The 20,685-nt window shown below is 63.0% G+C and carries 21 protein-coding genes; 9 read left to right on the top strand and 12 right to left on the bottom strand.

The genetic code is table 11. The features are described 5' to 3' along the window. The first annotated feature begins 73 nt into the window (after positions 1-73). Both rep and xpt read left to right on the top strand, forming a co-directional pair. On the top strand, positions 74-2,083 hold the full coding sequence (gene rep, locus ACIQUS_RS01230; protein WP_403041804.1) for a DNA helicase Rep: 2,010 nt from the start codon (positions 74-76) through the stop codon (positions 2,081-2,083). Positions 2,084-2,146: 63 nt separating this feature from the next. After that, on the top strand, positions 2,147-2,719 hold the full coding sequence (xpt, locus tag ACIQUS_RS01225; protein ID WP_028689919.1) for a xanthine phosphoribosyltransferase: 573 nt from the start codon (positions 2,147-2,149) through the stop codon (positions 2,717-2,719). Positions 2,720-2,790: 71 nt separating this feature from the next. Here xpt and ACIQUS_RS01220 read toward each other — a convergent pair whose 3' ends face one another. The 6 genes from ACIQUS_RS01220 to dadA all read right to left on the bottom strand — a co-directional run bounded on the left by ACIQUS_RS01220 (position 2,791) and on the right by dadA (position 8,817). Then, positions 2,791-4,683, bottom strand: coding sequence for an acetyl-CoA hydrolase/transferase C-terminal domain-containing protein (locus ACIQUS_RS01220; protein WP_403041801.1), 1,893 nt, complete (start codon positions 4,681-4,683; stop codon positions 2,791-2,793). Positions 4,684-4,800: 117 nt separating this feature from the next. Further along, complete coding sequence (locus ACIQUS_RS01215) at positions 4,801-5,223, bottom strand: c-type cytochrome (protein ID WP_403041799.1); 423 nt, start codon at positions 5,221-5,223, stop codon at positions 4,801-4,803. Between the two features lie 141 nt (positions 5,224-5,364). Further along, positions 5,365-5,913, bottom strand: a complete 549-nt coding sequence (locus ACIQUS_RS01210) for a cupin domain-containing protein (protein ID WP_028942437.1) — start codon at positions 5,911-5,913, stop codon at positions 5,365-5,367. A 107-nt stretch (positions 5,914-6,020) separates the two neighbouring features. Continuing rightward, a complete protein-coding gene (gene alr, locus ACIQUS_RS01205; RefSeq protein WP_285861449.1) occupies positions 6,021-7,094 on the bottom strand; it encodes an alanine racemase in 1,074 nt (357 codons plus the stop codon). 96 nt (positions 7,095-7,190) lie between these two features. Continuing rightward, complete coding sequence (locus ACIQUS_RS01200; protein WP_403041794.1) at positions 7,191-7,544, bottom strand: RidA family protein; 354 nt, start codon at positions 7,542-7,544, stop codon at positions 7,191-7,193. Further along, complete coding sequence (gene dadA / locus ACIQUS_RS01195; protein WP_403041791.1) at positions 7,516-8,817, bottom strand: D-amino acid dehydrogenase; 1,302 nt, start codon at positions 8,815-8,817, stop codon at positions 7,516-7,518. Before dadA ends, ACIQUS_RS01200 begins: the two co-directional genes overlap by 29 nt. 156 nt (positions 8,818-8,973) lie before the next feature. Between dadA and dadR the strand changes: the two genes are divergently transcribed. Then, a complete protein-coding gene (dadR, locus tag ACIQUS_RS01190; protein ID WP_027980766.1) occupies positions 8,974-9,462 on the top strand; it encodes a transcriptional regulator DadR in 489 nt (162 codons plus the stop codon). 3 nt (positions 9,463-9,465) lie between these two features. Here dadR and ACIQUS_RS01185 read toward each other — a convergent pair whose 3' ends face one another. Continuing rightward, entirely contained in the window at positions 9,466-9,819 is a 354-nt protein-coding gene (locus tag ACIQUS_RS01185; RefSeq protein ID WP_403041787.1) for a YkgJ family cysteine cluster protein, read from the bottom strand. A gap of 113 nt (positions 9,820-9,932) precedes the next feature. Here ACIQUS_RS01185 and ACIQUS_RS01180 point away from each other — a divergent pair, with 113 nt between their 5' ends. Beyond that, positions 9,933-11,237, top strand: a complete 1,305-nt coding sequence (locus ACIQUS_RS01180; protein ID WP_403041784.1) for an NAD(P)/FAD-dependent oxidoreductase — start codon at positions 9,933-9,935, stop codon at positions 11,235-11,237. Here ACIQUS_RS01180 and ACIQUS_RS01175 read toward each other — a convergent pair. Beyond that, on the bottom strand, positions 11,234-11,464 hold the full coding sequence (locus ACIQUS_RS01175; protein ID WP_403041782.1) for a DUF1127 domain-containing protein: 231 nt from the start codon (positions 11,462-11,464) through the stop codon (positions 11,234-11,236). The genes ACIQUS_RS01180 and ACIQUS_RS01175 overlap by 4 nt on opposite strands. 180 nt (positions 11,465-11,644) lie before the next feature. Here ACIQUS_RS01175 and ACIQUS_RS01170 point away from each other — a divergent pair, with 180 nt between their 5' ends. Both ACIQUS_RS01170 and ACIQUS_RS01165 read left to right on the top strand, forming a co-directional pair. Beyond that, positions 11,645-13,075 (top strand): PLP-dependent aminotransferase family protein, encoded by a 1,431-nt coding sequence (locus tag ACIQUS_RS01170; protein ID WP_403041780.1) that lies wholly within the window; start codon positions 11,645-11,647, stop codon positions 13,073-13,075. A 59-nt stretch (positions 13,076-13,134) separates the two neighbouring features. Then, a complete protein-coding gene (locus ACIQUS_RS01165; protein ID WP_403041777.1) occupies positions 13,135-14,691 on the top strand; it encodes a phospholipase D family protein in 1,557 nt (518 codons plus the stop codon). Here ACIQUS_RS01165 and ACIQUS_RS01160 read toward each other — a convergent pair. Together ACIQUS_RS01160 and ACIQUS_RS01155 are read right to left on the bottom strand one after the other, a co-directional pair. Next, positions 14,688-15,827 carry an MFS transporter gene (locus ACIQUS_RS01160; RefSeq protein ID WP_403041775.1) on the bottom strand — a complete coding sequence of 380 codons (1,140 nt, stop codon included), beginning with the start codon at positions 15,825-15,827 and terminating at the stop codon, positions 14,688-14,690. The genes ACIQUS_RS01165 and ACIQUS_RS01160 overlap by 4 nt on opposite strands. 94 nt (positions 15,828-15,921) lie before the next feature. Next, the gene (locus ACIQUS_RS01155) at positions 15,922-17,415 is read right to left on the bottom strand and encodes an aldehyde dehydrogenase (RefSeq protein ID WP_403041772.1); all 1,494 of its coding nucleotides are present in this window, start codon (positions 17,413-17,415) and stop codon (positions 15,922-15,924) included. A gap of 196 nt (positions 17,416-17,611) precedes the next feature. Between ACIQUS_RS01155 and ACIQUS_RS01150 the strand changes: the two genes are divergently transcribed. Both ACIQUS_RS01150 and ACIQUS_RS01145 read left to right on the top strand, forming a co-directional pair. Further along, positions 17,612-17,971 (top strand): cupin domain-containing protein, encoded by a 360-nt coding sequence (locus ACIQUS_RS01150; protein WP_403041770.1) that lies wholly within the window; start codon positions 17,612-17,614, stop codon positions 17,969-17,971. An 83-nt stretch (positions 17,972-18,054) separates the two neighbouring features. Continuing rightward, the gene (locus tag ACIQUS_RS01145; RefSeq protein ID WP_403041768.1) at positions 18,055-18,258 is read left to right on the top strand and encodes an I78 family peptidase inhibitor; all 204 of its coding nucleotides are present in this window, start codon (positions 18,055-18,057) and stop codon (positions 18,256-18,258) included. Between the two features lie 67 nt (positions 18,259-18,325). Here the strand turns inward: ACIQUS_RS01145 and rpmG are convergent, their stop codons facing one another. Then, complete coding sequence (gene rpmG / locus ACIQUS_RS01140; protein ID WP_010225867.1) at positions 18,326-18,481, bottom strand: 50S ribosomal protein L33; 156 nt, start codon at positions 18,479-18,481, stop codon at positions 18,326-18,328. 11 nt (positions 18,482-18,492) lie between these two features. Next, entirely contained in the window at positions 18,493-18,729 is a 237-nt protein-coding gene (gene rpmB / locus ACIQUS_RS01135; protein WP_010225868.1) for a 50S ribosomal protein L28, read from the bottom strand. Positions 18,730-19,090: 361 nt separating this feature from the next. Here rpmB and ACIQUS_RS01130 point away from each other — a divergent pair, with 361 nt between their 5' ends. Beyond that, positions 19,091-20,680: an ABC transporter substrate-binding protein gene (locus tag ACIQUS_RS01130; RefSeq protein ID WP_403041765.1), complete on the top strand. Its 1,590-nt coding sequence runs from the start codon at positions 19,091-19,093 to the stop codon at positions 20,678-20,680. Positions 20,681-20,685 lie beyond the last annotated feature (5 nt).

The following is a 20,685-nucleotide window of genomic DNA, read 5'->3' as shown; positions in this document are numbered from 1 at the left end:
AGACGGTCGCGGCAGAATCTTTCCACCCCTGCTAAAATGCGCGGCTATTTTTCTAGCGACCCCGGTTTTTTTCATGTCCCGACTCAATCCCCGGCAACAAGAAGCCGTGAACTACGTCGGCGGCCCTCTTTTGGTGCTCGCCGGTGCCGGCTCCGGCAAGACCAGCGTGATTACCCGCAAGATCGCGCACCTGATCCAGAACTGCGGGATCCGCGCGCAGTACATCGTGGCCATGACCTTTACCAACAAGGCCGCGCGGGAGATGAAAGAACGGGTCGGCACCCTGCTGCGCAAAGGTGAGGGCCGCGGCCTGACCGTGTCGACCTTCCACAACCTGGGCCTGAACATCATCCGCAAGGAGCATGAACGGCTGGGCTACAAGCCGGGCTTCTCGATCTTCGACGAGACCGACGTCAAGGCCCTGATGACCGACATCATGCAGAAGGAATACTCGGGCGACGACGGCGTCGACGAGATCAAGAACATGATCGGCGCCTGGAAGAACGACCTGATCCTGCCGCCCGAAGCGCTGGAAAAGGCCCGCAACCCCAAGGAGCAGATGGCTGCGATCGTCTACTCGCACTACCAGCGCACCCTGCGGGCGTTCAACGCGGTGGACTTCGACGACCTGATCCTGCAGCCGGTAAAACTGTTCGAAGAACATGCCGACATCCTGGAAAAGTGGCAGAACAAGGTGCGCTACCTGCTGGTGGACGAATACCAGGACACCAACGCCAGCCAGTACCTGCTGGTGAAGATGCTGATCGGTACGCGCAACCAGTTCACCGTGGTGGGCGACGACGACCAGTCGATCTACGCCTGGCGTGGTGCGCGGCCGGAAAACCTGATGCTGCTCAAGGACGACTACCCGTCCCTGAAAGTGGTGATGCTCGAGCAGAACTACCGCTCCACCAGCCGGATCCTGCGCTGCGCCAACGTGCTGATCTCGAACAACCCCCATGCCTTCGAGAAACAGCTATGGAGTGAAATGGGCCACGGCGACGAAATCCGCGTGATCCGTTGCAAGAACGAAGACGCCGAGTGCGAGCGGGTGGCCATGGAGATCCTTAGCCTGCACCTGCGCACCGACCGCCCGTACAGTGACTTCGCGATCCTCTACCGTGGCAACTACCAGGCCAAGCTGATGGAGCTCAAGCTCCAGCACCACCAGGTGCCGTACCGCATGAACGGCGGCAACAGCTTCTTCGGCCGCCAGGAAGTGAAGGACCTGATGGCCTACTTCCGCCTGCTGGTGAACCCGGACGACGACAACGCCTACCTGCGGGTGATCAACGTGCCACGCCGGGAAATCGGCTCGACCACCCTGGAAAAGCTCGGCAACTACGCCACCGAGCGCAAGATCTCGATGTACGCGGCCAGCGAGGAGCTGGGCCTGCGCGAACACCTGGACAGCCGATTCACCGACCGCCTGGAGCGTTTCAAGCGCTGGATGGACAAGGTCCGCGAACAGGTCGCCACCGAAGACCCGATCGCCGCCCTGCGCAGCATGATCATGGACATCGACTACGAGACCTGGATCCGCACCAACAGCTCCAGCGACAAGGCCGCGGACTTTCGCATGAGCAACGTCTGGTTCCTGATCGACGCGTTGAAAAACACGCTGGAGAAGGACGAGGACGGCGACATGACCATCGAGGACGCCATCGGCAAGCTGGTGCTGCGCGACATGCTCGAGCGCCAGCAAGAGGAAGAGGACGGTGCCGAGGGTGTGCAGATGATGACCCTGCATGCCTCCAAGGGCCTGGAATTCCCCTACGTGTTCATCATCGGTATGGAAGAAGAGATTCTTCCCCACCGTTCCAGCATCGAAGCCGACACGATCGAAGAAGAACGCCGCCTGGCCTACGTGGGTATCACCCGCGCGCGCCAGACCCTGGCCTTCACCTTTGCCGCCAAGCGCAAGCAGTACGGCGAGATCATCGACTGCGCGCCGAGCCGCTTTCTCGACGAGCTACCCGACGATGACCTGGCCTGGGAAGGCCTGGACGATGCCCCCGTCGAAGTGAAAGCCGCTCGCGGCAATAATGCACTGGCCGATATCCGCGCCATGCTCAAACGTTAGATAATCAACCTTTGTCGCGGCGTATTGCCGTGGCCACTCTTGCTACATCGAGGAAATACCACAGTGGAAGCACTGCACCAGAAGATTCGCGAAGAAGGCATCGTGCTTTCCGATCAGGTTCTCAAAGTCGATGCGTTTCTCAACCATCAGATCGACCCTGCGCTGATGCAACTGATCGGTGACGAGTTCGCCCGTCTGTTCGCCGATTCCGGCGTCACCAAGATCGTCACCATCGAAGCCTCGGGAATTGCCCCGGCAGTGATGACCGGCCTTAAACTGGGCGTGCCGGTGATTTTCGCGCGCAAGCACCAGTCGCTGACCCTGACCGAAAACCTGCTGACCGCCTCGGTGTACTCCTTCACCAAGCAAACCGAAAACACCGTGGCGATCTCCCCGCGCCACCTCAACAGCAGCGACCGCGTGCTGGTGATCGATGACTTCCTGGCCAACGGCAAAGCCTCCCAGGCGCTGATCTCGATCATCAAGCAGGCCGGTGCCACTGTTGCCGGCCTGGGTATCGTCATCGAGAAGTCGTTCCAGGGCGGTCGCGCCGAGCTGGACAGCCAGGGCTACCGCGTCGAGTCGCTGGCCCGGGTGAAGTCGCTGGAAGGTGGCGTGGTTACTTTCATCGAGTAAGCCACACCGACCTCATCGCCGGCTCCCACAAGGTTCAACCTGTGGGAGCCGGCGTAGCCGGCGATCGGCCCTCAAGCGACCACTGTCGCCTGCAACCCCGCCAGCAACAAACGCTGGTACAGCTCCTCCTTGAGCCCTTCCGGCCGCGCCAGCCCCATGCGCGCCAACTGCGCGGGATAGGCTTCAGGCGCCGGCGCATCCAGCGCCGCCTTGCCCAGCTCCAGCACTTCGCTCAGCTTGAACTTGCTCTTGAGCCAGTTCAGCGCCCGCAATACATCCCGCTCCTCTGCCGTAAAGTCGCTACCCAGCGGATACTCGGCAAACAGCTGCCCATGACGCTTGCGCAAGACCTCCAGCCGTTGCGGCGTGTTGTTACTGAACCGCGCGTCAAGCTGGAACCCCGGCGCCAGCTTGCCGGCCTTTTTCGCCTGCTCCATCAACCCGGCCTGGAAACGTGAATCACTGATCGCCAGCAACCGGGCAATCACCTCGGCGTCGGTCTGCCCGCGCAGGTCGGCGATGCCGTATTCGGTCACCACCAGATCGCGCAGGTGACGCGGGATGGTGCAATGGCCGTAGCTCCAGACCAGGTTGGAGCTGACCTCACCTCCCGACTCGCGCCAGCTGCGCAGCAGCAGGATCGAGCGGCCACCGTCCAGGGCGTGGCCCTGGGCGACGAAGTTGTACTGCCCGCCCACGCCGCTGAGCACCCGGCCGTCCTCCAGCTGGTCGGCCACGCCAGCGCCCATCAGGGTCATGCTGAACACCGTGTTGATAAAGCGCGCATCGCGGCGCTGCTCGCGCTTGAGAGACTCCTGGCCGTACAGCTCGTTGATGTAGCTGATGGCACTCATGGCAAAGCGCTTGCGCGATGCCAGGGGCATTTCCCGCAGGCGCTGGTAGAACGAACGGGGACCGAGGAAGAACCCGCCATGCACCAGCACGCCCGGGTCATCGCACTGCCGTTGCCCGTTGGCGAACACTGGACGCCGGACGATGCCCACCTCGACCAGCGCCAGCAGACCGTTGACGAACATTTCGCTGCAGCCGTACAGCCCCTCGCCGAAAGGTGCGGTGCCGCCTTCGCGCTCGATCAGCTGCTGCCAGGGCTGCACGTCGATATCGGCCATCAGGGCCTGGTACGCCGGGTTATCCACTTCACGGGCCAGCAATGCCGCCGTCACGGCATCGCCCATGGCACCGATGCCGATCTGCAAGGTGCCGCCATCACGCACCAGGGTGCTGGCATGCAGGCCGATGAAGTGGTCCTGGGTGGTGACCGGCATGTTTGGCGTCGAGAACAGGCGCCGCTGCTCGACCGTATCGATCAGCAGGTCGAAGTCCTGCCGGGGCAGCTCGCAGGCGCCCGGCATGTAGGGCAGTTCGGCATGCACCTGGCCCAGCAACAGGATGGTTTCGCCTGCCGCCCGCCGTCGGGCGATCATCGGCAGCAGGTCGAGGGTGATGTCCGGGTTGCAGCTCAGGCTCAGGTGCTCCGGGTGCTGTGCATCCTGCGCCACCAGCTGGGCCACCAGGTTCAGGCCCTTGGCATTGATATCCCTCGCCGCGTGGCTGTAGTTGCTGCTGACATAATCCTGCTGGGCCATGCTGCTGTGCAGCAGGCTGCCGGGCTGCATGAAGAACTGCTCGACGCGGATGTTGGCCGGCAGGCTGTTTGTGCGCAGGTCGCCCAGGTAATCGAGCTCTTCATAATCAGCGAACACCCGCTCGACGAAGGGTTCGAGAAAGCGCCGCTGCAAGCCGCTGCCAAGATCCGGCCGACCCAGACTCAGGGCGGTGTAGATCGTCAGGCGCCGCTCCGGCAACTGGCGGATGCGCGCGTACAGCGCATTGACGAAGGCATTGGGCTTGCCCAGTCCCAAGGGCAGGCCCATGTGGATATGCGCCGGCAAGCGCGCCAGCACCTGATCCACGGCCATTTCGATCGAGCAACTTTGCGTCATCGGTGCCTCCTGGTCGTCCCTGCAGGTTCGACCGAGCATGGCCCGAGTTTGCTCCCCTGGCCAGTGCCAGAAACGACAAAGCCCGCACAAGGCGGGCTTTGCTGGAAAAACGTGGGCTTACAGGCCGGACATTTTCTTGATGGCGCCTTTGAGGTCGTCATCCGAGCAGTCGGCGCAGGTGCCTTTTGGCGGCATGGCATTGATGCCGGTGATCGCCTTGGCCAGGATACCGTCCAGACCACCCTGGTGGTCGGCACGTTGTTTCCAGGCGGCGGTGTCGCCGATTTTCGGCGCGCCCAAGAGACCACTGCCGTGGCAGGCGTTACAGTGCTTGGCGATGATTTCGTCCGGGGTCTTGGCACCGCCGCCACCTGCGGAGGCAGCCACTTCCATGCCCTTGCATTCCTGCCCCTGTACACACACCTGGCCGACCGGTTCCAGTCGCTTGGCGATGTCGTCGTTGGTCGCAGCTTGTGCGCTGACTGCCCAAAGGGCCAATACGGCAGCTGGTACGGCCAGCATTTTCTTGATTAGATTCACGCGTACACCCTCATGGTGGCTAGTCACGCCCGCGGCCACGGTTTCGCAGGCGGCGCAAGTATAACGGGAACCCTGCCTTACCGAAACAACCCTAGAGTCCAAAGGGTCTTAGCCGCGACAATCCGCCGCGCGCGCAACACTTTAGAAGTTGGCCGGGGTTGCCGCACTGATCAGCCGGGCTGGCTCATCGTAGGGATTGCGGAAACGGTGCGGCTTGGTACTTTCAAAATAGTAGCTGTCGCCCGCTTCGAGGATGAAAGTTTCCAGCCCCACCACCAGCTCCAGGCGGCCTTCGAGGAGGATGCCGGTTTCTTCGCCATCATGGGTGAGCATCTCTTCACCGGTGTCGGCGCCCGGCGGATAGACTTCGTTGAGGAAGGCGATGGCCCGGCTCGGGTGCGCCTTGCCGACCAGTTTCATGGTCACCGCACCGTCGGAGATGTCGATCAGCTCGTGGGCCTTGTAGACGATCTGCGTGGGGTTTTCGGGTTGCAGCTCTTCGGAAAAGAACTCGACCATGGACATCGGAATGCCACCCAGCACCTTGCGCAGCGAGCTGATGGAAGGGCTGACGCTGTTCTTCTCGATCATCGAGATGGTGCTGTTGGTGACACCCGCGCGCTTGGCGAGTTCACGTTGAGACAGGCCCTTGAGCTTGCGGATGGCTTGCAGTCGTTCACCGACGTCCAAAGCTTGCGCCTCCTAAACGAACGAGTGGGGTCGAAATTGAACATTATCATCGCAACAGCGTTCAGTATTTACAACACTTCGACCCGCAGCCTGTCCGCTTTGGCGTTTCACTCGTCGATATAGTCCAGTGGCACGCGCTTGAGGTTGCAGAAAATCTGATACGGGATCATCCCGGCCTGCAGCGCCACATCACTGGCCAGCACGTTCTTGCCCCACAATTCCACCGGGCTGCCGACGCCAGCTTCGGGCACGTCGGTCAGGTCGATGCAGAGCATGTCCATGGACACCCGGCCGATCAGTTGGCTGCGCTTGCCGGCCACCAGCACCGGTGTGCCGGTGGGTGCCTGGCGCGGGTAGCCGTCGGCGTAGCCCATGGCAACCACACCCACACGGGTCGGCCGCGGGCTGATGAATTTCGCACCGTAGCCCACCGGCTCGCCGGCGGGCAGTTCGCGCACGCTGATGACCCGTGATTGCAGGGTCATCACCGGCTGCAGGCGCGCCGCCTCGGCCTGTGGCACTTCGAACGGGGTGGCGCCGTAAAGCATGATGCCCGGGCGCACCCAGTCACTGGGGATGTTCGGCCAGCCGAGCACGGCTGGCGAGTTGCGCAGGCTGACCTCGGCGCTCAGGCCCTGGCGCGCAGCCTGGAACACCGCCACCTGGTCGTTGCTGGCGCCGCTGTCGAGTTCGTCGGCACGGGCGAAGTGGCTCATCAGCACGATGCGGGTCACTTTGCCGCTGGCCAGCAGGCGCTGATAGGCCGCCTGGTAATCCTTCGGGTGCAGGCCAACCCGGTGCATGCCGCTGTCGAGCTTGAGCCAGACGGTGATCGGTGCGCTCATCCGGGTCTGCTCGATGGCTTCCAGCTGCCACAGCGAATGCACCACGCACCACAGGTCGTGCTTGACGATCAGCTCCAGCTCGCTGGCTTCGAAAATGCCTTCGAGCAGCAGGATCGGCGCCTTGATGCCGGCGGCCCGCAACTCCAGTGCTTCCTCGATGCAGGCCACGGCAAAACCATCGGCCTGTTGTTCGAGCGCCAGGGCGCAACGCACGGCGCCATGACCGTAGGCATCGGCCTTGATCACGGCCAGGGCTTTGGCACCGGACAGTTCACGGGCCAGTTGATAGTTGTGACGCAGGGCTTGGAGGTCGATCAGGGCACGAGCAGGACGCATGACGGCAGCCTTCTGGGCAGTCTGGTTGGAAGTAAAAAGCCCGGTGCCCGAAGGCAGCTGGTGGGCCGCAGTCGGCACCGGGTGAGGGATTGCGTGTTACGCCAAGGCAGCGACCACCGACAGTTCAACGAGGATTTCCGGCTCGCAGAGCTTGGCCTCGACCGTGGCGCGGGCCGGGGCGACGCCCTTGGGCAGCCACTGGTCCCACACCGCGTTCATGCCCTGGAAATGCGCATCGATGTCCTTGAGGTAGATGGTCACCGACAACAGACGGGTCTTGTCGGTGCCCGCCAGGTCCAGCAGGCGCTCGATGTTGCCCAGGGCTTCACGGGTCTGCTGTTCGATCCCGGCGTTCATGTCGTCACCCACCTGGCCCGCCAGGTAGACGGTGCCGTTGTGGGTAACGATCTGACTCATGCGCTCATTGGTGAGCTGGCGCTGGACTGGCATGCTTTGCAGGCTCCTGCTGTTTGCCGTAACGAGAAATATCAAGGCCTTCGGCACTGATCTGCGGCTTTTTACGCGCCATCAGGTCGGCCAGCAAGCGGCCGGAACCGCAGGCCATGGTCCAGCCCAGTGTACCGTGGCCGGTGTTGAGGAACAGGTTGCGGAACGGCGTGGCACCGACGATCGGCGTGCCGTCCGGGGTGGTCGGACGCAGGCCGGTCCAGAAGCTGGCCTGGCTCAGGTCGCCGCCGCGAGGATAAAGGTCGTTGACGATCATCTCCAGGGTTTCGCGCCGACGCGGGTTCAGCGACAGGTCGAAACCGGCGATCTCGGCCATGCCGCCCACACGGATGCGGTTGTCGAAACGGGTGATCGCGACCTTGTAGGTCTCGTCGAGAATGGTCGAGGTCGGGGCCATGGCCGGATCAGTGATCGGCACGGTCAGCGAGTAGCCCTTGAGCGGGTAGACCGGGGCGCGAATCCCCAGCGGCTTGAGCATCTGCGGCGAGTAGCTGCCCAGGGCCAGCACGTAGCGATCGGCGGTTTCCAGCTTGCCATCGACCCACACGCCATTGATGCGGTCGCCGGCGAAGTCCAGGCGCTGGATGTCCTGGCCGAAGCGGAACTCGACGCCCAGCTTGACCGCCATTTCCGCCAGGCGGGTGGTGAACAGCTGGCAGTCGCCGGTCTGGTCGTTGGGCAGGCGCAGGGCACCGGCGAGGATATCGGTGACATTGGCCAGGGCTGGCTCAACGCGGGCAATGCCTTCGCGGTCGAGCAGTTCGTACGGCACGCCGGACTGTTCGAGCACGGCGATGTCCTTGGCGGCGTTGTCCAGCTGCGCCTGGGTACGGAACAGCTGGGTGGTGCCCAAGCTACGGCCTTCGTAGGCGATACCGGTTTCGGCGCGCAACTCGTCGAGGCAGTCGCGGCTGTACTCGGACAGGCGGACCATGCGCTCCTTGTTCACGGCATAGCGGCTGGCGGTGCAGTTACGCAGCATCTGCGCCATCCACAGGTATTGATCAACGTCGGCGGTGGCCTTGATGGCCAGAGGGGCGTGACGCTCGAGCAGCCACTTGATGGCCTTGAGCGGTACGCCCGGTGCGGCCCAGGGCGAGGCATAACCCGGCGAGACCTGGCCTGCGTTGGCAAAGCTGGTTTCCATGGCGACAGCCGGTTGACGGTCGACCACGACGACTTCAAAACCCTGCCGTGCCAGATAGTAGGCACTGGCGGTCCCGATCACACCGCTACCAAGTACCAGAACTCGCATGTTGATTACCCTCGACGCAGCGCACAGCTGACATTTGTTGTTAATGGCGTAGATGCGCGCAGTATAGGAAGGTATGACCAGTGCTTTTCACTATATAAAAGCCTATATTTGGCGACAATTCTCGGCAAGGTTGGCTTTTACGGAGGGGCATCCACTATGAGAACCCAGCACCAAAGCAAGCGTGAACTGGACAAGATCGACCGCAACATCCTGCGGATCCTGCAAGCAGACGGGCGGATCTCGTTTACCGAACTGGGCGAGAAGGTCGGCTTGTCGACCACGCCCTGCACCGAGCGGGTCCGGCGCCTGGAGCGCGAAGGCATCATCATGGGCTACAACGCCCGGCTCAACCCGCAGCACCTCAAAGGGAGCCTGCTGGTGTTCGTCGAAATCAGCCTGGACTACAAGTCCGGCGACACCTTCGAGGAGTTCCGCCGTGCCGTGCTGAAGCTGCCGCACGTGCTGGAATGCCACCTGGTTTCGGGCGACTTCGATTATCTGGTCAAGGCGCGGATTTCGGAGATGGCCTCCTACCGCAAGCTGCTCGGCGACATCCTGCTCAAGCTGCCGCACGTGCGCGAGTCGAAGAGCTATATCGTCATGGAAGAGGTCAAGGAGAGCCTCAGCCTGCCGATTCCGGACTGAGGCTCAGACCAGCACCTGGCGGGTGCTGGCGATGTACTGGTGCACCAGCTTCTCGGCCTGCGGATCGATCATCTCGACCGGGCCGCGACCATTGGGGCAAGGCAGGCGCGGGGTGGTGCCGAACAGCCGGCAGATCAGCGGCCGCTCCTCATACACCGTGCAGCCATCCGGCCCCAGGTGCACACAGTTGAGCTCAGCCAGGGCGGCTTCCTGCTCGGCAGCGCTCTTGCGCGGCAGGCGGGCCATCTCTTCGGACGAAGTGGTCACCGGGCCGCAGCAATCGTGACAGCCGGGCACGCAGTCGAAGGACGGGATCTGCTCACGCAGGAAGCGGATCTTGTGGCTGTTGCAACTCATGGCGGCCTTGGCTGAAGCAGGGAAAAAAGCAATTTTGCCTCATGGTTGCCCCGCCGTGAAAGCACGGCTTATCCTGCGTCAAATTTTCCAAACACCCGAATCAGGATGACTTCATGACCGTCGGTGCCCCGCTGCCTGCCTCGCACACCGCTTCCTACTACGCCGCCAGCAGCGCACCCCAGCCCGACCATGCACCACTGGCCGACGAACTGCAGTGCGACGTCTGTGTGGTTGGTGGCGGCTATTCCGGGCTCAACACCGCCATCGAACTGGCCGAACGCGGCCTGAGCGTGGTACTGCTGGAGGCCCGGCGGATTGGTTGGGGCGCCAGCGGACGCAACGGCGGCCAGCTGATTCGCGGCGTCGGTCATGGCCTGGAGCAGTTCCGTCCACAGTTGGGTGACAGCGGTGTGCGCGCACTGAAGCTGATGGGGCTCGAAGCGGTGGAGATTGTCCGCCAGCGCATCGAACGCCATGCCATCGACTGCGACCTGACCTGGGGTTACTGCGACCTGGCCAACAAGCCGCGGGACTACCAGGGCTTCATCGAGGACGCCGAAGAACTGCACGCCCTGGGTTACCGCCATGAACTACGCCTGGTGGAGCCTGGACAGATGCACTCGGTGATCGGCTCGGATCGTTATGTTGGCGGCATGATCGACATGGGCTCGGGGCACCTGCACCCGCTGAACCTGGCCATCGGCGAAGCCGCCGTGGCCGAGCGGCTGGGCGTGCGGCTGTTCGAACAGTCGCCGGTCACCCGCATCGACTACGGCCCCCAGGTGCGCGTCCACACGCCGCAAGGCTCGGTGCGCGCCACCACCCTGGTATTGGCCTGCAATGCCTACCTGAACAATCTGAACCCGCAGCTGGGCGGCAAGATCCTGCCCGCCGGCAGCTACATCATCGCCACCGAGCCCTTGAGCGAAGCCCAAGCCCGGCAACTACTGCCGCAGAACATGGCGGTGTGCGACCAGCGCGTGACGGTGGACTACTTCCGCCTCTCGGCCGACCGCCGGCTGTTGTTCGGTGGTGCCTGCCACTACTCCGGCCGCGACCCGAAGGACATCGCCGGCTACATGCGGCCGAAGATGCTCAAGGTGTTTCCACAACTGGCGGAAGCGCGCATCGACTACCAGTGGGGCGGCATGATCGGCATCGGCGCCAACCGCCTGCCGCAGATCGGCCGCCTGCGCGAACAGCCCAATGTCTATTACGCCCAGGCCTATGCCGGCCATGGCCTGAACGCCACCCATCTGGCCGGAAAACTGCTGGGCGAGGCGATCAGCGGCGAACAGGCCGGACGCTTCGACCTGTTCGCCCAGGTGCCCCACCTGACCTTCCCCGGCGGCAAGCACCTGCGCTCGCCGCTGCTGGCCCTAGGCATGCTCTGGCATCGTCTCAAGGAGCTGGTCTAGGAACGCCAGAAAGGTTTGAGTCCCTCCTCACGCGCCTGACTCGGCGTCAGGCCGACATCACGCAGCTGTTCGGGCGTCAGCTCCAGCAGTGCACGGCGACTGTGCCAACGGTGCGCCATCAGCCCCCAGCGGCCGAGCCCGGCCGGGGCACTGAAGAGCTTCGGGCGCTGCTCGCGGCTCAGTTCTTCAGGGTGTAGTTGCAAGCGCACATCGCTCATGCCGCTCATGACGTGATTCCTCCGGGGGTTGGATAACCGTGGAAACAGCATGCGCGCTTGAAGAAAAGCATTACAGATTCAAAATAGCTGTATTATTTCCATACAGAACCGACTGATTTCCTACTGTGATGCTGTATTTTTCCTACATCTGTACCGGTCAGATGCTGTAGTCCTACGCAGGAGTATGCCATGAGCCTCTACGTCAACCTTGCCGAGCTGCTGGGCGCCCGCATCGAGCAGGGCCTGTATCGCCCTGGCGACCGCTTGCCGTCGGTACGCGCCCTGAGCGTGGAACACGGCGTCAGCCTGAGCACGGTGCAGCAGGCCTATCGCCTGCTCGAAGACAACGGCCTGGCCGCACCGCGCCCGAAATCCGGCTATTTCGTGCCCACTGACCGCAACCTCCCGGCCCTGCCCGCCGTCAGCCGACCGGCACAGCGCCCAGTGGAAATTTCCCAGTGGGAGCAGGTCATCGAACTGGTCCGCAGCGTCCCCAACAAGGATGTGGTGCAACTGGGACGCGGCATGCCGGATGTCGACAGCCCGACGCTCAAGCCGCTGCTGCGCAGCCTGGCCCAACTGAGCCGGCGCCAGGACATGCCGGGGCTGTATTACGACACCATTTCCGGCACCCTGGCCCTGCGCGAACAGATCGCCCGGCTGATGCTCGACTCCGGCTGCAGCATTGACCCGGCCGACCTGGTGGTGACCACCGGCTGCCACGAGGCCCTCTCGACCAGCATCCGCGCCGTGTGCCAGCCCGGCGATATCGTCGCGGTGGACTCGCCCAGCTTCCACGGCGCCATGCAGACCCTCAAGGGCCTGGGCATGAAGGCCCTGGAAATTCCCACCGACCCGCTCACCGGCATCAGCCTGGAGGCCCTTGAGCTGGCCCTGGAACAGTGGCCGATCAAGCTCATCCAGATCACCCCGAGCTGCAACAACCCCTTGGGGTACATCATGCCCGAGGCACGCAAGAAAGCCCTGCTGACCCTGGCGCAGCGCTTCGATGTGGCCATTCTCGAAGACGATGTGTATGGCGACCTGGCCTACACCTACCCACGACCACGCACCATCAAGTCGTTCGACGAAGACGGCCGGGTGCTGCTGTGCAGTTCGTTCTCCAAGACCCTGGCCCCGGGCCTGCGTATCGGCTGGGTAGCGCCCGGCCGCTACCTGGAGCGGGTGCTGCACATGAAGTACATCAGTACCGGTTGCACCGCGACCCAGCCGCAGCTGGCGATTGCCGACTTCATCGAAGGCGGCCACTACCAGCCCCATGTGCGGCGCATGCGCAGCCAGTACCAGCGTGGCCGCGACCAGATGAGCGACTGGGTCACCCGCTACTTCCCGGCGGGCACCCGCGCCAGCCGGCCGCAAGGCGGCTTCATGCTGTGGGTGGAGCTGCCGGAAAGTTTCGACACGCTGCGCCTGAACCGGGCTTTACTTGGGCAGGGTGTACAGATTGCCGTGGGCAGCATCTTTTCTGCCTCGGGCAAGTACCGTAACTGCCTGCGGATGAATTTCGCCGCGCGCCCTAGCGCTGCGATCGAAGCGGCGGTGCGCAAGGTGGGTGAAACCGCCATTCGTCTACTGGCCGAAGCGGACAGCGGCGGGTAACTTTCCGCCGCCGCTCGCGGTCAACATCCATAAGCCCCCGTTGTGAAGGATTCATCGCCTTGAGATACCCGCGCGCGCTGCCATTGTTGCTGTCGCTGATGCTCGCCCTGAGTGGATGCGCCAGCGTCGGCCAACCGCGCCAGACCAGTCAGGCCCTGCCAGCCAGCGATTCGTCCTTCGGTCGCTCGGTACAGCGCCAGGCCTCTGCCTATGACGGTCGTTCGGGCTTTCGCCTGCTGCCCAACAGCAACGAAGCCTTTCGTGCCCGCGCCGAACTGATCCGCAACGCCCAGTCGAGTATCGACCTGCAGTACTACATCGTGCGCGACGGCCTCAGTACCCGGGCGCTGGTCCACGAGCTGCTGCAGGCCGCCGATCGTGGCGTACGTGTGCGTATCCTGCTCGACGACACCACCAGCGACGGCCTCGACGTGAAGATGGCCACCCTCGCCGCCCACCCCAACATCCATATCCGCGTGTTCAATCCGCTGCACCTGGGCCGCAGCACCGGGGTCACCCGGGCCGTCGGGCGATTGTTCAACCTGAACCTGCAACACCGGCGCATGCACAACAAGCTGTGGCTGGTGGACAACAGCATGGCCATCGTCGGCGGGCGCAACCTGGGCGACGAGTACTTCGATGCCGAACCCAACCTGAACTTCACCGACATCGACCTGCTCGGTGTCGGCCCGGTGGCCGAACAGCTGGGGCACAGCTTCGACCAGTACTGGAACAGCGCGCTGAGCCGTCCGATCGGCGATTTCCTCATGACCCAGCCGACTGCTGACGACTTGCGTGCCAGCCGCCAGCGCCTGGAAGACTCGCTGGCCAAGGCCGAGGTCGAGCACAAGGCCCTGTATGACCGCCTGATGGGCTACAAGACCCGCCCTCGCCTGGATATCTGGCGCAACGAACTGATCTGGGCCCACAACCAGGCGCTGTGGGATGCGCCAAGCAAGGTCCTGGCCCGTGACGAGCCGGATCCGCAGTTACTGATGACCCAGCAACTGGCCCCCGAGATGAATGGCGTGCGCCACGAGTTGATCCTGGTCTCGGCCTATTTCGTTCCGGGCGCACCGGGCCTGCTGTACCTGACCAGCCGCGCCGACGCCGGTGTCTCGGTCAAGCTGCTGACCAACTCCCTGGAGGCGACCGACGTGCCGGCCGTGCACGGTGGCTACGCGCCCTACCGCCGGGCGCTGCTGGAACATGGCGTGCACCTGTATGAATTACGGCGCCAACCGGGTGACCCGAGCGCCAAGCGTATGCTGCACCTGCACGGCAGCTCGGACTCAAGCCTGCACAGCAAGGCGATCATTTTCGATCGGCGCAAAACCTTTATTGGCTCGTTCAACTTCGACCCGCGCTCGGTACTGTGGAACACCGAGGTCGGCGTGCTGGTCGACAGCACCGAGCTTGCTGAATACGCCCGAGACCTGGCCGTGCAAGGCATGGCGCCAACCCTGAGCTACCAACCCCGACTGGTCGATGGCCAGCTGGTCTGGGTCACTGAAGACAATCACCAGCTGCACACCCTGACCACTGAGCCCGGCGGCCTGTGGCGGCGCTTCAATGCCTGGATCAGCAAGGCCGTGGGCCTGGAACGGATGCTCTAGGCCGGCGCCGGCTCGAAGGCGCCTGGCCGCCGCGCCAGCAGCACAAGGCCCGCGGCACCGACTGCCATCAACAACGGCAAGGCATGCCCGCTGACCCATTGACTGCCCGCCCCTGCCGCCAGCGGCCCGAGCAGGCAGCCGATGCCCCAGAGCTGCGCCACGTGGGCATTGGCACGCACCAGTGCATCATCCCGGTAACGCTCGCCGATCAGCACCAGCGACAAGGTGAACAGGCCACCGGCACTGGCGCCGAACAGCACCCACAGCGGCCAGATCAGCCAGGTCTGCAACAGCAGCGGAATAGCCAGGCTCGACAGCAGCAGGGTCACCGCGCAACCGCCGAACAAGGCGCGCCGCGACATGCGATCGGCCAGGGCGCCGATGGGCAGCTGCAACAAGGCATCGCCGACCACCACGGTACTGACCATGAACAGCGCGACCTCAGTGCTGAAGCCCTGCTGCAGGCAATACACCGGCAACAGGGTCAGGATCATCGCCTCGAATGCGGCGAACAAGGCAATGGCCCAGGCAATGACCGGCAAACGCCGGCAGAAGCCCAGCAAATCGTAGAACGTGACGCTGCAGGCCTCGGCACTCGGCGCCCCGCCACGCCCGAGCAATACCAGCGGCGCCACCAGCAGCAGGCCGGCACCGATCCAGAAGCCGAAATCATCTTCCGAGCCCAGCACGCCGAGCAGCAGCGGCCCTGCCAGCTGGCTCAGGGCATAACTGCTGCCATACAGGGCCACCAGCCGACCACGCCATTGTTCGACCACCAACTGGTTGATCCAGCTCTCGCCGAGGATAAACACAATGGTCAGGATCATGCCGATCAGCAGGCGCAGCACCAGCCACAGCGGGTAACTGGGCAACAGCGCCAGTAGGCCGATGGACAGCGCCCCGCCCCACAGGCACAGGCGCATCAGCCCTGGCGTGCCGAAACGGGCGGCGAGGCGGCTGGACAGGCTGGCGCCGAACAGGACGCCGATGGCCGGCATTGCCGCCATCACGCCAATGGCAAAGCTGCCGTAGCCCCAGCCCTCCAGGCGCAAGGACACCAGCGGCATGCTCACCCCCAGCGCCAGGCCGACACTGAGCACCGCCGTCAGCACGGCGAAATAGGTTCCCCAACGCATTGCAGCCTCCCAGGCTGTCGTGGATCTGCAGAAACAACACAGCCGGACCCGCATCGAGCAGGGTCCGGCTGTGGTCAGGATCGCGCGGTAGCGGTTACAGCTTGATCCAGGTCGCCTTCAGCTCGGTGTACTTGTCCAGCGCATGCAGCGACTTGTCACGGCCGTTGCCCGACTGCTTGAAGCCACCAAACGGTGCGGTCATGTCGCCGCCGTCGTACTGGTTGACCCAGACGCTACCGGCACGCAGGGCCTTGGCGGTCAGGTGCGCCTTGGAGATGTCGGCGGTCCACACGCCGGCGGCCAGGCCGTATGGCGTGTCGTTGGCGATGTTGATGGCTTCTTCGGCGGTGTCGAAGGTCAGTACCGCCAGGACCGGCCCGAAAATCTCTTCCTGGGCAATCTTCATGGCGTTGGTGACGCCGTCGAAGATGGTCGGCTCGACGTAGGTGCCGCCGGTTTCTTCCAGGATCCGCTTGCCGCCTACCAGCAGCTTGGCGCCATCGCTGTGGCCAGCGTCGATGTAGGACAGGACGGTATTCAGTTGCTGGCTATCGACCAGCGCACCCACGGTGGTGGCCGGGTCCAGCGGGTTGCCAGGCTTCCAGGCCTTGAGGGCTTCGAGTACCAGCGGCAGGAACTTGTCCTTGATCGAGCGCTCGACCAGCAGGCGCGAACCTGCGGTGCAGACTTCGCCCTGGTTGAAGGCGATGGCGCTGGCAGCGGCTTGGGCAGCGGCGTTCAGGTCCGGTGCGTCGGCGAAGACGATGTTCGGGCTCTTGCCGCCGGCTTCCAGCCAGACACGCTTCATGTTCGATTCGCCAGCGTAGACCATCAGTTGCTTGGCGATCTTGGTCGAACCGGTGAACACCAGGGTGTCCACGTCCATGTGCAGGGCCAGGGCCTTGCCCACGGTATGGCCATAGCCAGGCAGCACGTTCAGTACACCGGCTGGGATACCGGCGTCGATTGCCAGCTGGGCAATGCGAATTGCGGTCAGCGGCGATTTTTCCGAAGGCTTGAGCACTACCGAGTTACCGGTGGCCAGGGCCGGGCCGAGTTTCCAGCACGCCATCAGCAGCGGGAAGTTCCAGGGCACGATGGCGGCAACCACGCCGACCGGCTCGCGGGTCACCAGGCCCAGTTGGTCGTGTGGGGTGGCGGCGACTTCGTCGTAGACCTTGTCGATCGCTTCACCGTTCCAGCGCAGCGCCTGGGCGGCACCCGGTACGTCGATGCTCAGCGAGTCACTGATCGGCTTGCCCATGTCCAGGGTTTCCAGCAACGCCAACTCCTCGACATGTTCGTTGAGCAGGGCGGCAAAGCGGATCAGGGTGGCTTTACGTTTGGCCGGGGCCAGGCGCGACCAGACGCCGGAGGCGAAGGTGGCGCGGGCGTTTTCCACGGCGCGCTGGGCGTCGGCGAGATCGCAGCTGGCGATGTGCGCCAGCAGACGGCCGTCGACCGGGCTGAGGCATTCGAACGTCGCGCCGGAAACGGCGGCGGTGTATTCACCATTGATGAAAGCGCGGCCTTCGATCTTCAATTGTTGGGCACGCTGTTCCCAATCCGCACGAGTCAGGGTGGTCATACGAAACTCCTCCTCTTGTTAAGGTGCAGTGCCGTACGAGGTCCCACGGGCACTGTCAAAAATTCTGGCTGGGCGTGCGATACGCACAGGCACCTGCCACCCTAAACCACAGGGGACCCAATTATCAATATATTTGACATAATCAGGCCAAACGCCTACTGATGTTCATTTTATTAAACAAACAAGAGAAAACGCCATGCTCATTGATCAGATTGTCGACTTCGCCCAGGTCCTGACCGAAGCTGAACGCTATCGCCCTGCCGCTGAAAAGATCCTCAAGGGTGAACCGGACCAGGCCGTCTACAACCACTACGCAAGCCCCTGCGGGCAGTTCGCCGCCGGCGTCTGGGAAGGCGAAGTAGGCCAGTGGACCGTCAATTACACTGAACACGAATACTGCGAGATCGTGCAGGGCGTTTCGGTGCTGCGCGATGAAAACGGTGGCGCGAAGACCCTGCGCGCAGGCGATCGCTTCGTGATCCCGGCGGGCTTCAAAGGCACCTGGGAAGTGCTGGATCCATGCCGCAAGATCTACGTGATGTTCGAACAGAAATAAGTAAATACCACTTGAGCAGGACCCGCTCAGCGGAGCATGGCGTTGCCCATCCGGGCATTCAATCAATCGAAGGAAGCAACGTCATGACTAACGAAGAAACCCTGCAACAGATCAATCACCTTGTCGGCACCCGCTATGTGCCTAGCGCCAAGGCCTACATCAGTGAGCTGACCGGCCGCGCTCGTGTGGTCGGTGCCGGTGAGTTCTCCACCCGCGAATACGACCCAAGCCGTATCCATGTCATCGCCAATGATGACGGCATCATCCAGTCGTTTCACTTCAGCTGATTACAGCGCGCCATAAAAAAAGGCCCGTATCCTGAGATACGGGCCCTTTTTTCGTCAGCCGGATCAATTACTTGATCTTGGCTTCCTTGTAGATCACGTGCTTGCGAACAACCGGATCGAATTTTTTGATTTCGATTTTGTCCGGAGTGGTGCGCTTGTTCTTGTCGGTGGTGTAGAAGTGGCCGGTATTAGCGGTCGACACCAGACGGATCAATTCACGCATGATTCTCTCCCTTAGACCTTGGCGCCGTTACGGCGAATGTCGACCAGAACGGCATCGATGCCGCGCTTGTCGATGATGCGCATGCCTTTGGCAGATACGCGCAGACGCACGAAACGCTTCTCGGACTCGACCCAGAAGCGATGATGCTGCAGGTTCGGCAGGAAACGACGACGGGTTTTGTTGTTTGCGTGGGAAATGTTGTTCCCGGTTACCGGACCCTTACCGGTAACTTGACAGACTCTCGACATGCCTCAGCCCTCTAAAACCACATGCCCAACCCGGCATGGGTTGGCCGCTTAATCTCTCAGTCTTTGGCGCCAGGCGCCGTGTTTCTTCAGGGTCTTATCGGTCAGATCGCCAACGCGATAAACCGAGCCCCTAGAAAAGAGCGCTGCTTTATACCAGAAAGACCAGAGCACAACAACAGAAGATGTACGTTGTCGTGCTGCCTGGCGCGCCGGAGCAGCATACCGACAGGGCTGGCCTGCCGTCGACCGCTCGTCGCACAATTGCTAAAAAAGGAGTTGGCCATTTAAGGCCCGGCACACTAGGGTAGGACATTTCCAGACTGCACTGGCAGATGGGCCATCGATCAGCCAAGGAATTCCCATGCGCGCTGCCGCTCTACCCCTGTTGTTCGCCACCCTGCTCAGCCCGGTGTTCGCCCAGGCTGACGCATTGAGTGTGTGCACCGAGGCCAGCCCCGAAGGCTTCGACGTGGTTCAGTACAACTCGCTGACCACCACCAACGCCTCGGCAGACGTGCTGATGAATCGCCTGGTCGAGTTCGACGCCAGCCAGGGCAAAGTGGTGCCGAGCCTGGCCGAAAGCTGGACCGTTTCGCCCGATGGCCTGATCTATGAATTCAAGCTGCGCCCCGGGGTGAAGTTCCACAGCACCGGCTATTTCAAGCCCGGGCGCACCCTGGACGCCGACGACGTGCTGTTCAGCTTCCAGCGCATGCTTTATCCCGCCCATTCCTGGCACAAGATCGCCCAGAGCGGCTATCCCCACGCCCAGTCCCTGCAGTTACCGAGCCTGATCAAGCAGATCGAGGCCGTGGATCCGCTGACCGTGCGCTTCACCCTCGACCATGCCGATGCCACCTTCCTGCCGACCCTGAGCATGGGCTTCGCGTCGATCTATTCGGCCGAGTACGCCGACCAGTTGCTCAAGGCCGGCACCCCGGAAAAGCTCAACAGCCAGCCGATCGGCACCGGTCCGTTCGTCTTCAACCGTTTCCAGAAGGATGCAGTGATCCGCTATCGGGCCAACCCGGATTACTTCGCCGGCAAGCCGGCGGTCGACCCGCTGGTCTTTGCCATCACCCCCGATGCCAACGTGCGCCTGCAGAAGCTCAAGCGCAATGAATGCCAGATCGCCCTGTCGCCCAAGCCGCTGGATATCGCCGCGGCCAGCAAGGACCCGGCCCTGAAGGTGGAAAAGACCGAAGCCTTCATGACCGCGTTCCTGGCCATCAACAGCCAGCACCCACCCCTGGACAAGGCTGAAGTCCGTCAGGCCATCAATCTGGCCTTCGACAAGGACAGTTACCTCAAGGCCGTGTTCGAAGGCACCGCGATTGCCGCCAACGGCCCCTACCCGCCCAATACCTGGAGCTATGCCAAGGACCTGCCCGGCTACCCGGCCAACCTCGACAAGGCCCGCGCCCTGCTGGACAAGGCCGGCCTCAAGGACGGCTTCAGCACCACTATCTGGACCCGCCCGCAAGGCAGCTTGCTCAACCCCAACCCGAGCCTGGGCGCGCAGTTGCTGCAGGCCGACCTCGCCAAGGTCGGGATCAAGGCCGAAATCCGTGTGATCGAATGGGGCGAGCTGATTCGCCGGGCCAAGGCCGGCGAGCATGACCTGCTGTTCATGGGCTGGGCCGGCGACAACGGCGACCCGGATAACTTCCTCAGCCCACAGTTCGCCTGTGCGGCGGTAAAATCCGGGACCAACTTCGCCCGTTATTGCGACCAGCGCCTGGACCAGCTGATCAGCGCCGGCAAGACCACAACCGACCAGAGCGTGCGCAGCCGCCTGTACCAGCAGGCCCAGGGGCTGATCCAGCAACAGGCGCTGTGGTTGCCGCTGGCTCACCCGACGGCTGCGGCGCTGACGCGCACAACTGTTGAGGGGTATAAGGTGAGCCCGTTTGGACGGCAGGACTTCGCTACGGTGAAGGTCCCGCGCTGATGCCA

The sequence above is a fragment of the Pseudomonas sp. NPDC090755 genome (assembly GCF_044769005.1).
Lineage (GTDB): Bacteria > Pseudomonadota > Gammaproteobacteria > Pseudomonadales > Pseudomonadaceae > Aquipseudomonas.
This window is presented reverse-complemented; position numbering and strand designations above follow the sequence as displayed.